The organism is Aeromicrobium sp. CF3.5, assembly GCF_051262695.1.
GTDB lineage: Bacteria > Actinomycetota > Actinomycetes > Propionibacteriales > Nocardioidaceae > Aeromicrobium.
In genome coordinates this window covers 598,415-613,164 of the sequence record NZ_JBIMEZ010000001.1, presented here as the reverse complement: position 1 = coordinate 613,164, position 14,750 = coordinate 598,415, and the positions used below count along the sequence as shown (strand labels likewise).

The 14,750-nt window shown below is 64.1% G+C and carries 18 protein-coding genes and 1 pseudogene; 12 read left to right on the top strand and 7 right to left on the bottom strand.

The window, feature by feature from the left end:
* Positions 1-86 precede the first annotated feature (86 nt).
* Positions 87-1,238, top strand: a complete 1,152-nt coding sequence (locus ACHAA3_RS03105; protein ID WP_435707476.1) for a Fic family protein — start codon at positions 87-89, stop codon at positions 1,236-1,238.
* A 17-nt stretch (positions 1,239-1,255) separates the two neighbouring features.
* Here the strand turns inward: ACHAA3_RS03105 and ACHAA3_RS03100 are convergent, their stop codons facing one another.
* Positions 1,256-1,972, bottom strand: a complete 717-nt coding sequence (locus ACHAA3_RS03100) for a winged helix-turn-helix domain-containing protein (protein ID WP_435707475.1) — start codon at positions 1,970-1,972, stop codon at positions 1,256-1,258.
* A 118-nt stretch (positions 1,973-2,090) separates the two neighbouring features.
* Between ACHAA3_RS03100 and ACHAA3_RS03095 the strand changes: the two genes are divergently transcribed.
* From ACHAA3_RS03095 to ACHAA3_RS03080, 4 genes are all read left to right on the top strand, one after another.
* Positions 2,091-2,384 (top strand): MoaD/ThiS family protein, encoded by a 294-nt coding sequence (locus ACHAA3_RS03095; RefSeq protein ID WP_435707474.1) that lies wholly within the window; start codon positions 2,091-2,093, stop codon positions 2,382-2,384.
* The gene (locus ACHAA3_RS03090; protein WP_435707473.1) at positions 2,377-3,216 is read left to right on the top strand and encodes a hypothetical protein; all 840 of its coding nucleotides are present in this window, start codon (positions 2,377-2,379) and stop codon (positions 3,214-3,216) included. Before ACHAA3_RS03095 ends, ACHAA3_RS03090 begins: the two co-directional genes overlap by 8 nt.
* Positions 3,217-3,288: 72 nt before the next feature.
* Positions 3,289-3,876: an ArsR family transcriptional regulator gene (locus tag ACHAA3_RS03085; RefSeq protein WP_435707472.1), complete on the top strand. Its 588-nt coding sequence runs from the start codon at positions 3,289-3,291 to the stop codon at positions 3,874-3,876.
* Between the two features lie 102 nt (positions 3,877-3,978).
* Positions 3,979-4,422, top strand: coding sequence for a hypothetical protein (locus ACHAA3_RS03080; RefSeq protein ID WP_435707471.1), 444 nt, complete (start codon positions 3,979-3,981; stop codon positions 4,420-4,422).
* Between the two features lie 113 nt (positions 4,423-4,535).
* On the opposite strand, the gene ACHAA3_RS03075 is transcribed toward ACHAA3_RS03080, so the two are convergent.
* A complete protein-coding gene (locus tag ACHAA3_RS03075) occupies positions 4,536-4,793 on the bottom strand; it encodes a hypothetical protein (protein WP_435707470.1) in 258 nt (85 codons plus the stop codon).
* On the bottom strand, positions 4,790-5,257 hold the full coding sequence (locus ACHAA3_RS03070; protein WP_435707469.1) for a nucleotidyltransferase domain-containing protein: 468 nt from the start codon (positions 5,255-5,257) through the stop codon (positions 4,790-4,792). The genes ACHAA3_RS03075 and ACHAA3_RS03070 overlap by 4 nt, the downstream gene beginning before the upstream one ends.
* A 357-nt stretch (positions 5,258-5,614) precedes the next feature.
* Between ACHAA3_RS03070 and ACHAA3_RS03065 the strand changes: the two genes are divergently transcribed.
* From ACHAA3_RS03065 to ACHAA3_RS03050, 4 genes are all read left to right on the top strand, one after another.
* Positions 5,615-6,067 carry a TlpA family protein disulfide reductase gene (locus ACHAA3_RS03065; RefSeq protein WP_435707468.1) on the top strand — a complete coding sequence of 151 codons (453 nt, stop codon included), beginning with the start codon at positions 5,615-5,617 and terminating at the stop codon, positions 6,065-6,067.
* A gap of 203 nt (positions 6,068-6,270) precedes the next feature.
* Complete coding sequence (locus ACHAA3_RS03060) at positions 6,271-6,711, top strand: DUF4395 domain-containing protein (protein WP_435707467.1); 441 nt, start codon at positions 6,271-6,273, stop codon at positions 6,709-6,711.
* A 46-nt stretch (positions 6,712-6,757) separates the two neighbouring features.
* A complete protein-coding gene (locus ACHAA3_RS03055) occupies positions 6,758-7,606 on the top strand; it encodes a sulfurtransferase (protein WP_435707466.1) in 849 nt (282 codons plus the stop codon).
* Positions 7,606-7,902: a DUF1416 domain-containing protein gene (locus ACHAA3_RS03050; protein WP_435707465.1), complete on the top strand. Its 297-nt coding sequence runs from the start codon at positions 7,606-7,608 to the stop codon at positions 7,900-7,902. The genes ACHAA3_RS03055 and ACHAA3_RS03050 overlap by 1 nt, the downstream gene beginning before the upstream one ends.
* Before the next feature lie 297 nt (positions 7,903-8,199).
* Here the strand turns inward: ACHAA3_RS03050 and ACHAA3_RS03045 are convergent, their stop codons facing one another.
* Entirely contained in the window at positions 8,200-8,379 is a 180-nt protein-coding gene (locus ACHAA3_RS03045) for a hypothetical protein (RefSeq protein ID WP_435707464.1), read from the bottom strand.
* 453 nt (positions 8,380-8,832) lie between these two features.
* Here ACHAA3_RS03045 and ACHAA3_RS03040 point away from each other — a divergent pair, with 453 nt between their 5' ends.
* A complete protein-coding gene (locus ACHAA3_RS03040; protein ID WP_435707463.1) occupies positions 8,833-9,501 on the top strand; it encodes an O-methyltransferase in 669 nt (222 codons plus the stop codon).
* Positions 9,502-9,934: 433 nt separating this feature from the next.
* Positions 9,935-11,036, top strand: a pseudogene (locus ACHAA3_RS03035) (IS3 family transposase); the annotation flags it as partial.
* A gap of 64 nt (positions 11,037-11,100) precedes the next feature.
* Here the strand turns inward: ACHAA3_RS03035 and ACHAA3_RS03030 are convergent.
* On the bottom strand, positions 11,101-11,265 hold the full coding sequence (locus tag ACHAA3_RS03030; RefSeq protein WP_435707462.1) for a transposase: 165 nt from the start codon (positions 11,263-11,265) through the stop codon (positions 11,101-11,103).
* Positions 11,266-11,462: 197 nt separating this feature from the next.
* Here ACHAA3_RS03030 and ACHAA3_RS03025 point away from each other — a divergent pair, with 197 nt between their 5' ends.
* Complete coding sequence (locus ACHAA3_RS03025; RefSeq protein ID WP_435707461.1) at positions 11,463-12,749, top strand: nucleotide sugar dehydrogenase; 1,287 nt, start codon at positions 11,463-11,465, stop codon at positions 12,747-12,749.
* 62 nt (positions 12,750-12,811) lie between these two features.
* Here the strand turns inward: ACHAA3_RS03025 and ACHAA3_RS03020 are convergent, their stop codons facing one another.
* Both ACHAA3_RS03020 and ACHAA3_RS03015 read right to left on the bottom strand, forming a co-directional pair.
* On the bottom strand, positions 12,812-13,750 hold the full coding sequence (locus ACHAA3_RS03020; RefSeq protein ID WP_435707460.1) for an NAD-dependent epimerase/dehydratase family protein: 939 nt from the start codon (positions 13,748-13,750) through the stop codon (positions 12,812-12,814).
* Positions 13,751-13,953: 203 nt separating this feature from the next.
* On the bottom strand, positions 13,954-14,661 hold the full coding sequence (locus ACHAA3_RS03015; RefSeq protein ID WP_435707458.1) for a class I SAM-dependent methyltransferase: 708 nt from the start codon (positions 14,659-14,661) through the stop codon (positions 13,954-13,956).
* Positions 14,662-14,750 lie beyond the last annotated feature (89 nt).

The window sequence follows — 14,750 nt, the reverse complement described above, 5'->3', positions numbered from 1 at the left end:
GGACCCGCGACTGTCGTTTGGCAAGTGACATAGAGACAATGGTCGGCTAGTCTTGGCGCTTAATAAAAGACAAAAGGACAATGGCCGTGCTTTTCGCAACTCCAGACCCGGACCTCGAAGACCAGCAGGTCATCGCCGAGACTCATGAGGTTCGCGCGTCGCTCGCAAATTTCCTTCGCGTCCCCAAGCGGTGGAATGGCCTGTTACGACGAACCTCGACGGCCCGCGCTATCCAGGGTTCCAACACCATTGAGGGTTACACGGTCAGTGACGAGGACGCGGTCGCTGCAGTCGACGACGAGCCGCCTCTGACGGCTGACGAAGCCACCTGGATGGAGATTGTGGCGTATCGCCGAGTCTTGACGTACGTCCTCAATGTCGCGACCGAGCCCGGGTTCGTGATCGACGAGGTCGTGCTGCGATCGATGCATTTCATGTTGCTTGATCACGACCTGCCGAAGACCCCCGGACGCTATCGCACGAAGGAGATCTTCATTCGTGACGACAGGCGAGGTGCCAACGTCTATGAAGGTCCCGACGCAGAGGGAGTGCCGGGACTCATGCGCGCTCTGTCCGAATCGCTCGCCGCGCCATGTTCCGACGACCCGCTTGTACGAGGAGCGATGGCGCATCTCAATCTCGTCATGATCCATCCATTCCGCGACGGCAACGGACGGATGGCCCGAGCGCTGCAAACGATGGTGCTCGCACAGGACCACGTCGTGGAACCAACGTTTTCCAGCATCGAGGAATGGCTGGGTAACAATACGCAGGAGTACTACGACGTACTTGCCGCGACTGGTCGAGGATCGTGGCAGCCGACCAACGACGCCACACTCTGGGTGAAGTTCAACCTCCGGGCCCATCACATGCAGGCCCAGACGATGCGCCGCCGTTTCAACGAAGCTGAGACCCAGTGGCGCGAGATCGACGCGCTGCTCGGGGCACAGTCGTTGAACGACCGAGTTGGCGCCGCACTCTTCGACGCGCTCCTCGGTCTCAGGGTGACGCGACCGTCGTACGTCAAACTCACGGAACTCGACGAACGTACCGCCACCCGAGACCTCGTCAAGCTGGCAGAACTTGGTCTCCTGGAGGCACGCGGCGAGCGGCGCGGTCGACACTACGTCGCTGGCGGACCGCTGCGGACGATTCGGGAACAACTGCGCACAGACCGGAAGCCGCTCGATGATCCGTACCCCACCCTCACTCGCGAGATCCGGCGGGCGTTGCCGTAGGTCACGCTTGCTCCGGCCTACCGACCGCTGGAGCTCAGTGACGCGTCCGATTCGCTCTTCTTGGTGGCCACGAACCGGTAGCCGACGTTGCGCACGGTGCCGATCAACGTCTCGTGGTCGGTGCCGAGCTTGGCGCGCAGGCGCCGCACGTGCACGTCGACCGTGCGGGTGCCGCCGAAGTAGTCGTAGCCCCAGACCTCCTGCAGCAGCTGCTGGCGGGTGAAGACGCGACCGGGATGCTGCGCGAGGAACTTCAGCAGCTCGAACTCCTTGAACGTCAGGTCGAGCGTGCGCTTCTCGAGCTTGGCCGTGTAGCTGGCCTCGTCGATCACCAGGCCGCTGGAGCTGATGACGTGGGCGTCGGAGTCGACGTCCGACGCTTCGGCGATGCGACCGATCGAGAGGCGCAGCCGTGCTTCGAGCTCGGCCGGACCGGCTGTGGTGAGGATGACGTCGTCCATGCCCCAGTCGGCGGCTGCGACGGCGAGGCCGCCCTCGGTCAGGATCAGGATGAGCGGGCAGTCGATGCCGGTGGTGCGGATCAGCCGGGTCAGGCTGCGCACCTGGGCGAGGTCGTGTCGGCCGTCGACGAAGACGGCGTCGCAGGGCGGGGCGTCGAGCAGGCCGCTGACCTCGGCCGGAAGGATCCGCACGTGGTGCGGCAGCAGCGCCAGGGCAGGAAGCACCTCCACCGACGATTGCGTGCTCTTGGTCAACAGCAGCAGGTGGGACACGGTCGATTCCTCCCGGTCAGGGTGCAGGACCCCTGCCATTCGGCCCGTCTCTCGACGAGTTGCCACCAGGCGCGATGCCAGGCGGCCGGGACGTCCTGCATGACCGATACTAGGCGATGTGTCTGATCAGTTGACTCCCGATGTCCAGAATGCGAACGACGTCACAGTCCGGTACTGGGCTGCGGCGCGCGCTGCTGCGGGGGTGGAGAGCGAGCAGGTCGCGGCCTCAACCCTGGCCGACGTGCTGGCCGAGATCACGCGCCGGCACCGCGATCGTGACCGGTTCGCCGACGTGATCGCCACCTGCTCGATCCTGCACGGCGAGGTCCCGGTCGGGAGTCGGGAGCCGTCCGCCGTGGTGCTGTCCGCAGGGGACTCGATCGAGTTCCTGCCCCCCTTCGCTGGTGGCTGAGCGGCGCGTGGCTGGCATCATGCAGGGCATGTCCCGCCTCGGATCCGCTGCGCTCTCGATCGCCCTGGTTGCAGTCATGGCGTTGGCCGCCTACGCCGATGTCCTGCTGGTCGCTGCCGCGGTCGTGGTGGTGCAGCTGCTGATCGCCTCGGCGCCCAGCCTCGCCGATGCGCGGGGACGCAGTGTCCCCACGCCGCGATTCATCCCGGTGATGACCGGTGGACTGATCGCGACCGTCCTCGCGGTGTACCCGCAGATCCTGCAGCGCGACGACACCACCAGTGACGTCCTCGGGTTCGTCGACACGGGGGTCATCGCCGGGATCGTGCCGGCCGTCGCCGCCACGGTGTTCGTCGCGCTGGTGACCCAGATGTTGCGCCGCGACGGCCGTCGTGAGCTGACCACCTCGACGGCCTACGCGGTCTCGCTGGGGGTGGCGGCTGCTCTGACGACGGGGTGGATCGGCGGGAGCGAGTCGCTCGGTGGGGCACCGATCGTGGTGATCGCCGCTGCTGGCCTCGCGGTCGGGCTGCTGGTCTGGGCCCTGCCGGCCGATCGCATCTACGTGGGCGCCGGTGCCGTGCTCGCGGGAGCAGTCGCCGGCGCGGTCGCTGCCTTGCTCGTCGACTCGATCGTGACGTGGATCTTTGGCGTCGCGGTGGGATCGGCCGTCGCGCTGTTCGCGGTCCTCGGCCAGGTGTTCGGTCGCGCCTGGATCAGCACCCGCACCCACGCGTCGATCGGGTGGGCGTTCCCCGGTGCGATGTCGGTCGCGCTGGCGGCGCCGGTCGTGTACGTCGCCGGCCAGCTGGTTGCGGCAGCAGTCGTCTGAGGTCTGCTGAGTCGCTGGTGCGTCCTTGTCATCAGAGAACTACTTCTCTAAAATGATTCCTAGGTGACATTTATGCGAACTACGACCCCCAGCCTCCTTCCACTCCTGCGCTCGCGAGCGCAGGGTGACATCTATGCCCGCCTCTTCCTGGATACGGACAGGGAGTACAGCATCTTCGACCTGGCTGACGCAGCAGGCGTGTCCGGCCAGCAGGCATTGCGCGAGGTCCGGCGTCTCGAGGAGGCGGGCTTGGTCTCGACGGTCAAGCGTGGGAACAGGCGACTCGTGTCCGTCAACACTGACAATCCGGTGTTCGCCCCGATGGCTGAACTGCTGTCCGTGACCTTCGGCGCTCTCCCCGTCCTTCGAGACCTGATGAGCCAACTAGACGGTGTCGATGCCGCGTTCATCTACGGTTCCTGGGCGGCCCGCTACTCGCAGCAGCCGGGACCGGTTCCCGGTGACATCGACGTCCTCGTCCTCGGCGATACCGACCCCGACCGGGCGCGGGACATCGCGAAGTCGTCTTCACGCTCGCTGGGTCGCGAGGTGAGCATCCGGCGGATGTCGGCCGATTCTTGGGCGAGCGAGCGCAACACCGGCTTTCGCGAGACTGTGATGTCTCGGCCAAGGGTGCATCTGATGGGAAGAGAGGTCTGAGTGGTCAACGACGGAGACGGCCGTCATCACGACGCAGATGGCAGGTACGCCGAGCGGGCCAAGTCCGAACCTTCGGTCACCAACCTGTCCCCGCGATGGACCGTGGGGGAGGCCGAGGTCGAACGTCTCCTGTCGAGGGGTGACCTCGAGCAAGTCAGCCCCAACGACGTGCACGCAAACGCCCTGATGGAACAAGCAAACCTGGATCTCGACACGGCGAGGCAGTTGGCCCAGACCAATCCCACCCGAGCGTACGAGTCGTTGTACGAGGCGTACCGACAGTCGATCAATGGTCTTCTCGCCCGGCAAGGGCTCGCCGTGACCAGGGAGGGTGGCCACGTTGCCTATGGCGAGGTCTTCGGGCATCAGACCGGCGGGAAAGAGGAGTACGTGGACCTCTTCCATGAGATGAGAACCCGTCGGAACGACCTGCAGTATCCGACCGAAGCCACGATGGCGGTGTTCCCCGAAGAGGTCACCGAGCGGATAGAGGCAGTCAGGCTGGTTCAGCAGATGGCCAACTCCGGCAGGATCGGACCCTTCTGAGTTCCTCACCAGCTCGACGTTTGCCTGAGGTCGGGCCGCATGTGCTGGGAGCAAGTCCGCATTCGGCTGGGAAGATCTCCTCGCTCCCGTCGCGTCCACCCGGGCCAGGGCAGTTACGCATAATGCTCACGTGCGGCATTGGAGCCGACCGGGCCGGCGTCTTTGAGCTCCCCGATGGCAGCCGCGTGATTGTCAGTATTCTTCGTCTCGCCGTTCTGCATCAAGCAGATGACGTCCTTGGCGTTGATGCCCGACACGACAGCATCTGACGTGGCAGGGTCGTAGAGCTCAAAGGCCAGGTTGGTCCGTGCGGCCTCAAGAAAAGTCTGAGCTTTGGTGAGGTGCGCCTCCGCCTCGGTGCGGGCGGTCACTTGCTAGGCCACGTGTGACGGCGACTCAGCAGGTTTGGCGACAGTTTCTTGCCGTACAAGACTCGACCATGCTGCTTGAGATCTGTAGTTAGTCGCCCACTCGACACGACGTCGAGGTTCAGCTCCTGGGGCGTGAGCTCCAGGATTTCGCAGTAGTTGCCGGACCATCTGTGCACGTCTTCGCTGAGTCCCGACAGCTGGTCGGCCCACCCGGTCTCCACCTCTACAAGCTCTGGCGGGCGCACGACCAGGAGATCGACGTCGCTTCGTGTCGTCGCTGTTCCCTGTGCGGTGGACCCGAACAAGAAGACCGCGACTGGCTTGATGGTCCAACTGGCGACCTGATTCTCGATACGGTCGATGAGGCGGTCTCGCAGCCTGGACAACTCCACGATGCTGTCGGCGGCGACATGGTCGTGGTTGAGCGAGTACAGGTATGAAGGGGCGCTGTCCTGGCGTCGCACGATGCCTGCCTCAGTGAGTTCTTGAAGTACATCGTTGGCGCGCCGCTTGGTGGTTCCTCCTTCTGACAGGAGCGCAACCTGTCTGGCGGTGAGAGGCTTCTTGGTCTGCGCGAGGAGCTGCAAGATGACTCCGCGCGCGCCGGGCACCACCGATGTGATGGGCTAGTTCACGTGCATGGCGATCCTCCTCTAGTGGGAAGCATGTTGCCCATGTGGGAAATATCGTGCCCATGTGGGTCATTTTGTGCTCAGTTGCGCCGGCTCATCTTGATACCGCTGTTGGTCCCATCTCTGCGGGCAAGAGTCTCCGAAAAATGGATCAGGCACCCATCGCCACCCGCGACGTAGGCTGAAATCATGATCGGAATCGTCGTGCTCGTCGTCGCGTTGCTGGTCACTGTCGTCGCCGCCGCCTGGATCTCGAGGCGCAACGGTCGGTTCACGCCGGCCCCCGCAGCGCCCGGGTCCTCGGCGTCCGAGCCGTCCGAGCGGCTCACCGCGGAGACCATCGGCGCGCCCCTCGGTGACGTGGCCACCCTGGTGCAGTTCTCCAGCGCCTTCTGCACCCCGTGCCGGGCCACCCGCGCCCTGCTGACCGACATCGCGGGCCGCACCGATGGGGTCAGGACGGTCGAGATCGACGCTGAGTCGCACCTCGACCTCGTGCGTGAGCTGAACATCATGCGTACCCCGACGGTGTTGGTGCTCGATGCTGATGGTGTCGTCACGACACGGGCCTCGGGGCAGCCTCGGCGGGAGCAGGTCATGGCCGCGATCGGGTCGACCGCACCCGATCATTCCACCATCTGAAACGTTCGTCCATTATCTGAGACGAACGGCCATCGAGCCTCGCGGGTCCGTACGGTGGTGACCATGTTCGAGACGACACACCTCACGAGGCGCCGCGCGGTGGACCACTGCCGCACCGGTTCCTCGTTGTGTCGTCAGCGCTGATCTGACCGTCGAACCGTCCCCGCGCACCCTCGATGGGTGCGCCCAGCGCAGGAGCACCCATGACGACACCCGCCCAGGTGGACCCTCGCGGTCTGCGGGTCAGCGCGACCCTCACGGCTGTTGTTCTGGCCCTGGTGCTCGTGCTGCCGCGCGAGGCGGCGACGGTGCTGCTGGCCGTGCAGGTCGTGGTGTGCGCCGTGTCGGTGTTCATCGGGCTCGGTCACTCGCCGTACGCCCAGTTCTTCGCCCGGGTGGTGCGCCCGCGCATCGGTCCGCCGGAGCACACCGAGGACGCCCGTCCGCCGCGGTTCGCCCAGGTCGTCGGTCTGGTCTTCACCGCCGGCGGCCTGATCGCCCTGCTGCTCGGCGCCACTCTTGTCGGCTACGTGCTCGTCGCGTTCGCGCTCGTCGCCGCCCTGCTCAACGCATCCATCGGCCTGTGCCTGGGATGCGAGATGTACCTGGCGCTGCGCCGGTTCACCCCGGCGCGCGCCGCCTGAGTTCTTTCCTTTTCAACCCGTTACCAACCCGACCACGGAGGTCACCATGAGCCGCGACACCGCACTCGTCACCGCAGACTGGGTCGAGCAGAACCTTGCCGACCCCACCATCGTTCTCGTCGAGGTCGACGAGGACACCGAGGCCTACGACAAGGGCCACATCCCCGGCGCAGTCAAGCTGGACTGGAAGGCCGATCTGCAGGACGGCGTGGTCCACGACTTCGTCACCAAGGACAAGCTCGAGGAGCTCTTGTCGGCCAAGGGCATCGGCACCGACGACACGATCGTGTTCTACGGCGGCAACAACAACTGGTTCGCCGCCTACGCCTACTGGTACCTGGCCTACTACGGCCACACCAACCTGCGCCTGCTCGACGGCGGCCGCAAGAAGTGGGAGCTGGACAGCCGAGAGCTCACCACCGACGTCACCGACCGTCCGGCCACGACGTATGTCGCCAAGGAGCCCGACACCTCGATTCGCGCCTACCGCGACGAGGTCGTCGCGGCCATCGGCACCAAGAACCTGATCGACGTGCGCAGCCCCGATGAGTACGCCGGCCGCCTGCTCGCCCCGGCGCACCTGCCCCAGGAGGCCGCGCAGATCGGTGGCCACATCCCCACCGCCGGCAACGTGCCGTGGAGCAAGGCCGCCAACGACGACGGCACCTTCAAGTCCGACGAGGAGCTCAAGGTGCTGTACGCCGACGCCGGCCTCGACGACTCGAAGGACACCATCGCCTACTGCCGCATCGGCGAGCGCAGCTCGCACACGTGGTTCGTGCTCAAGGAGATCCTGGGGCACGACAACGTCAAGAACTACGACGGTTCGTGGAGTGAGTACGGCTCGCTGCGCGGCGTGCCGGTCGCCCTCGGCGACGAGCCGGGTGCCGCCTGATGTGCGGCGCGATCAAGGGCGGCCCCTCGCTCGAGGGTGTCGACGTGGCCAACCAGGCCGTCATCCAGGGTGTCGTCACCCGTGACGGCGAGCCCGTGGGCAACGCCTACGTGCGCCTGCTCGACCGCACCGGGGAGTTCACCGCCGAGGTGCCCACCTCGGCCACCGGACAGTTCCGCTTCTTCGCCGCCGACGGCGACTGGACCCTGCGCACGCTGGCCCCGCGAGCGGAGTCGGTCGATCGTTCGGTGAAGGCTGCGAAGGGCGTCGTGGCTGAGGTTGCCGTCGCGGTCTGAGCCTCGGCACGAGGGCGGGGACTATCTTCGCGGCCTTCTTGGCAGAAGGTGCGGTCGCGATGTCCGACCCCGGCGCGGTGACGTCGGTGGAGAGAATCGACCTGGCGGCCGCTTCGTCGAGGCCGTCGCCGGGTTCTGGTAGAGGTAGGCGAGGCTGTCGTTGAAAACCGTGTCCAGCCTGGGGATTTGATCTCGAGGTGGCTGGGGTCCATCTGATCAGGCATGTTCATCGTAGACGTGAGGCGGCGGACTCCAACGGTAGCGGTGCCCAGCACTTGTGGGCATTGTCTCGGCGGTTCAGATGGCGGCGCGAACGGCCTGCATGTTGTCGAGGCCCACTCGGTGGGCACTACAGGTGACCACGACCCGTGCCGAGTGCGCCGAGATCGGCCTGTCGTGCCAGTCGCGGACCAGGAGGTCGCCGTGGGTGCGGTCACCGATGTCGCGATCAACCGACCGTGGCAGGACCACTGGCATTGGTACTGTTCCAGCTTCTGAGCCCTTGCCGATCAGGTACGGGACCCGGGGTAGAGGGGTCGCGTCGACAACGCGCTGACGGAATAGTTCGGGTTGACCAACGTGAACTGCTGGACCGCCACGACTGACCGAATCCGCCACCGCCGGAACACCTATCAGCAGCCTGAACAACCTGCCTGGCCAGCGCAACTGGAGCGATCAAGAAGCGTCAGGAGCCGTTCGGGATTGCTATTCCGAGCGGTTCCGCCCGTTCTGAGCCAATCAGTCTGCGCCCGGTAGGCCGCAATGGAAGAACGCCCCCGATCGGCCGAAGCTGAACGGGGACAATCGTGGTGGTGCGGTTAGGCGGCAGAAAAGTTGGGTCGCGTAGTGGAAACGGCGCCGGCGTCGGTTGGGCGTGACCTACGATGCCTAGCCATGAAGAAAATAGATCTCGCTACTCGACGAGCCGGAGTGCTCAGACCCACCTGGACCCGACGCGGAGGCTGGATCGCGGATACCTACTCCAGGCCCCTCGTGATGCCCGGCACCGCACCCCGACAGGACGCGATCGAGGAGCGAGCCGCCGCGACCAACAATGAAGTCGGAGCCACAAAGCCGTGGCACTTCTATTCCGGCACCCGCACTCCACATCAGGTCCGCACGGCGCGAGTGTTCGGGCAGTTCTACGCCGACCTTGTGCAGCGCAGGCGCCCCGACGTCGTGCTTGAGTTCGGCGCCGCGTTCGGTGTCTCGGGCATGTACTGGGTCGCTGCGCTCGAGTCCGTGGACAACGGGCGGCTCTACAGCTTCGAGATTAATCCCGAATGGGCTGCCGTGGCTGACGCGAACATGGCCGCTATGGGGAGCCGCTACGACCTCACAGTCGGCGCTTTTGAGGACGGTGTCGACACGGTCTCCAAGGTGGACGTCGCGTTCGTCGACGCCGTGCACACGAGCGACTGGGTCGAGCCTCAGTTCGAGCTGGTCGTCGAGCGATGCAAGCCCGGCGCGCTTATCCTTCTTGACGACATCGACTTTTCCGACGACATGCGCGAGTGCTGGCGGGGCCTCGCCGCTGACCCCCGCGTCGCAGGCAGCGTCGCGCTCTCGGGCCACCTCGGCGTCATCGAGCTGCACTAGGTAGGCGGGAAAGTGGCAGACCAGTCGACAGCGAGAGCCCCTCTGCTGGCTGCGCGGCTGGTGATGATATTCGCGCCATTGCGAGTAGCAACCCACGTGCTTGGGTACACCCGTGGGTCCGTGGCGACCGTCGTCGGAACGCGCGCTGCCTCGATCTTTGGTTGCGCCGGTGAGCGAGTTCTTGCTCGGCTTCGGGCTGGGCTTGGGTATCGGGGCAGGGTCGTATCTCCGGCGCTGCTTTTCGCCGGTGCTGTGTGTCCTTGGGTCGTGGTTGCTGGTGCCAGGTTTCAGGTGATCAGGGCGAGTGGGGTGGTGGCCGGTCAAGATGATGTCGGTCCATGGCCATCGCTTTGGTAGTCGCCGGATGTGTCGTCGGCCTGAATCGCACCGTGTTGGTCGGAGTCTCCTCCGTTTGGGAAACGAGGATGGACTCATGCCGAAGGAAACCACGCCCGGGACGGCGACGACGCCTCGTTATAGCCCCGAGGAGAAGGCCGCTGCAGTGCGGATGGCCAGGACGCTGCGTGCCGAGCTCGGCACCGTTCACGGGACGGTCCGGAGTGTCGCGTCCCAGCTGGGCTATGGCACCGAGTCGGTGCGCCTATGGGGCCGTGAGATCGACATCGACGAGGGCCACGAGCCAGGTGTCAGCACCGGGACGTCGCGAAGATGAAGCGGTTCGAGCAGGAGAACCGCGAACTCAAACGGGGCCAACGCGATCCTGAAAAACGGGCTGCGTCTTTCTTCGGGGCGGAGTTAGACCGCCAGAACCAGCAGTAGTCGCGTTCATCGACGCCAACCGCGACGACGTCTTCGCGGGCTGGCGTCTGGGGATCGTGCTCATCTGCAGCGTGCTGCAGGAGCCCGAGCAACTACTACGAAGCCAAGTCCCGCAAGCCGTCAGCCCGCGCTATCCGGGACGAGCAGATGGTGCCGGTCATGCGGCAACTATGGGAGGACAACTACCGGGTCTTTGGGGCCAGGAAGATCTGGAAAGCAGCCCAGCGAACCGGTCACGACATCGGCCGCGACCAGGTCACACACCCGGCTGATGCGGGCGCTGGGGTTAAGGGCGTCCGGCGCACCAAACGCGTCAAGGCAACCCGGCCCGAAATCGGCGCGCTTCGACGCCCTGATCTGGTGGGTCGTGACTTCACAGCGACGACGCCGAACCAGTTATGGGTCACGGACCTGGCCTTCCCGCCGACCTGGGCCGGTATCGCCTACGTGTGTTTCATCATCGACGCCTGCTCGCGGATGACCGTGGGCTGGCGTGTCGCGTCACATTTGCGGACCACGATGGTCCTGGACGCGATCGAGATGGCCCGCTGGTCCCGCGGCACGAACCTGACCGGGCTGCGGTGACATTCCGATGTCGGCTCGCAATTCACGTCCATCCGCTATGGCGAACGACTCGCCGAGAGATCGGCGCGGTCCCCTCGATCGGAACCGTCAGCGACAGCTATGACAACGCTCTGGCCGAGACCGTGAACGGCTATGGCAAGGCCGAACTCATCCGAGTCCCCGCCGAGCAGACGCTCTATTGCTACCAAACGGACCGACCTACCCCTGGTCGGAATCCAGTAACCATATTTTCCATCAGACCCAGTGCGATTCGCGATACCTATTCAGCCAGTTGCGCAAGGTGTCCGGCCCGACACCGTAAGCAACGGCAACGTCCTTGATTGTCTTGGAAGTCGTGATGACCTCCTGATAGAACTCGTCCTTGAACTTCTGGCTAACCCGTGTACGTGATGCAGTCACTGCTGATTCTCATTCCGGTAGATCCCTCACTTTGGAAGGGCCCGCAGTCCGGGATCACCGCAGCAGGCCCCCGGAGATTGGCAACTGGTTGTGGGGCCAGCGTTGATCCTTCCGCGCAGGTGCGGCGCTAGGGGAGGGTACTGCGTCGATACACTCGCCGGGATCGGTGATTTCCGCGAGGACTAGGAACAGATTTGATGACGGTTGGTGCCCCTGAAGCGACCACCATCGGCGTGATAGGTCTCGGATACGTAGGTCTGCCGCTAGCTGCATCGTTTGCCAAGAAGTTCGACGTCATTGGGCTCGACATCAACGAGTCACGAGTGAGCGAACTGCGCGGGGGATACGACCGAACTCTCGAGATGAGCGAGGTAGAGCTTGGTGCGGCCGATCGGCTGTCGTTCAGCACCGATCCGTCCGTACTTGAGCCAGTCAACGTCTACATCGTCACTACTCCGACGCCGATTGACGAGCACAAGACTCCCGATCTTGGTCCGGTGCTGTCGGCGACCCGCTCGGTGGCGGCAACACTCAGGGTTGGCGACACGGTCATCTACGAGTCGACGGTGTATCCAGGGGCGACCGAGGAGCGGTGTGTCCCGCTGCTCGAAGAGCTATCCGGTCTGAAGATGAATGTGGACTTCTGGGTGGGGTACAGCCCTGAGCGCATCAACCCAGGAGACAAGACACACCGCTTCGAGACGATCATCAAGGTGACGTCTGGCTCGACCCCTGATGCAGCAGCATTCATCGACGATCTCTACGCCTCCGTGGTGACCGCCGGAACCCATCGGGCGCCGTCCATCAAGGTGGCCGAGGCAGCCAAGGTCATTGAGAACACGCAGCGCGACGTGAACATCGCCCTGGTGAACGAACTAGCCGTGCTCTTCAACAAGCTCGGTATCGACACTCAGGACGTGCTGGAAGCAGCTGGTACAAAATGGAACTTTTTGAGGTTTCAGCCCGGCCTGGTTGGCGGACACTGCATCGGAGTCGATCCGTACTACCTGACATACAAGGCGCAAGAGGTTGGGCACAGCCCGGAAATCATTCTGGCCGGACGTCGCCTCAACGACTCGATGGGTGAGTACATCGCTTCGCGACTGGTGCAGGCCATGCTCAAACAGCGGCTCGACCTTCGCGCGGGGCGCGTTCTGATCATGGGCCTGACCTTCAAAGAGAACACCCCAGACCTGCGTAACACGCGAGTCGTGGACGTGATCGCCGAGCTCGAATCGTACGGGTTGACGGTCGACATCTGTGATCCGTGGGCCGATCCAAAAGAGGCGGCCAGGGAGTACGGCATCGACTTGGTCGAACAGCCCGCACACGGCGCCTATGACGGAGTGTTGCTCGCAGTCGGTCACCGCGAGTTCCGCGATCTAGGCGCGCAAGACCTGCGGAGGCTGGGCAAGGAGGACGGTCACGTCCTGTTTGACCTCAAGAGCGTTCTTGCGAAAGACGAATCTGAACTTCGCTTGTAATCGCTGAATCGATCGAGTCCACGGCGTTGTACCGGCAGGATCGGGATGAGAGCAATTCGACTTCAGTACTTGGATGCGAACCAGTCGACGGTCTGCTTCAGGCCCTCATCCAGGCCGACCGGCTGGATCTCGGGAAATAGCTGGCGGAGCGAGGTGTTGTCGGCCTCGGAGTGCGGCACGTCGCCCGGTCTCGGGTCGCGGTACTCGATCTTCGCGGTCTTGCCTGTGATGTCCTCAAGCTTTTCAATGAGCTTCATGAGATCGGTGCGCACGCCAAAGGCCAGGTTCACAGGCTCGGGGCTGCTAACCGCATTGACTGAAGCGTTGAGCAGGATCTCGCAGACGGTGCCGACGAAGGTGAAGTCTCGTGACTGTGAGCCGTCGCCGTTGATCGGCACGGGGCGGTCGTTCATCAGCGCGTCGACGAATGCAGGAATCACGGCCGCGTAAGCGTGCCCGGGCGCCTGGCCCGGGCCGTAGACGTTAAAGAATCTGAACGGGAGGGTCGAGAGCCCAAACGACGACTGGTAGGCAAGCAGGTACTGCTCTGTAGCCAATTTGCTCACGGCGTACGGGCTCATCGGTCGGACCCACTCGCGCTCATGCTTCGGAAGTGCAGGATTCATCCCATACACAGAGCTGGATGATGAGCAGATCACCTGGTTGACGCCCGCCGCTCTGCAGCCTTCGAGCAGCATCAAAGTCCCGGTGGCGTTGGCGTGATGACTGGCTACGGGGTTCACCAACGATCTCGGCACGCTCGGTATCGCGGCTAGATGCACGACGGCGTCGATGCCCTCCAGGGCAGATTCCAGCGCCGACTCGTCAAGGATCGAACCCTCTCGGAAATCGACGTCCACACCGTCGAGGTGACCACTGTTGGTCGTCGAGAGGTCATCAAGCACCACGATTCTGCTGACGCGTGGATCTCTTGTCGCCGCTCGAGCGAGGTTCGAGCCGACGAAGCCGGCGCCGCCGGTGATCAACAGTGATTGGCCCAATGCCCTGCACTTTCCTTTACCTGTCTACCTGTCTACCTGTCTACCTGTCTACCTGGCCATCGACCTGGAAGAACCATCGTTGCAGAATCGGTGACCGATATACGCGCCGGGTGGGAGCGAGCGTGGCAGCGCTGTCGCTCGCTGCGCTTGATCTCACAGCTGAGAACGGTACCCGGGAGAGCGGCCGCGATGGTTCATTTGGCTCAGCCCTGAGCGGTCAGGATGAAGTGGCTGTTGGTGACGTAGGCGCCGATCTTGTTGCCCAGCACCATTTGTCCGGGTCGTCGAAGTTTGCTCGGTGCATCCCAACGGGTTCGCCCTGGCGCAAACCCAGCCTGCGTCATCAGGCGGTCCCAGACTTCCGGTTGCTGATGAATGTGCCACTCGATAGTCGGGGCGAACACATTGCCGATCCGTAAGTCTCCCCACATATTTCGCTTGGCACAGTCCGCGACGATGATGTGCCCGCCGGTGCGAAGCAGGCTCCGCAGTGACGCAAAGATTTCACGATAGGAACTGATCGCCCCGCTGTCGTCGGGGAGCGCAGCGCAGGCTGATTCGTCGAGGTGGTTGATCGCATTGTGAACGAGCACGACGTCGTACAGTTCATGGCCGGGATCGTGCTCTTGGAACCGCTCCGTCAGCCGGTTGACGTTGCCTCCGACGTGAGTGGCCAGCGTGGTGAACTGTTCGTCGATTCCGGGGCTGGAGCCATCAGCTGCTGGGTCCAAACAGACAACTTTTCCAGCGCCGCGAGCCGCGGCGTAGAAACTCAAGCGCCCATCGCCTCCGCCCACGTCGAGCATGGACTGGCCAGCGAGCGGCACGCCTTCGAAGACGAGATCCAAGTACCTGACGTAGCGGTCCGGAGCGGGCATGTAGGCGCTGATGGCGCGCTGATAAGCATCCACCGCTGTGAGCATAGCCGTGGAGCAGGTTGAAATACAGGACACAGTCTCTCGGTCGAAACGGCGTCGGCCCCATCTCTGACGCGCAGGGT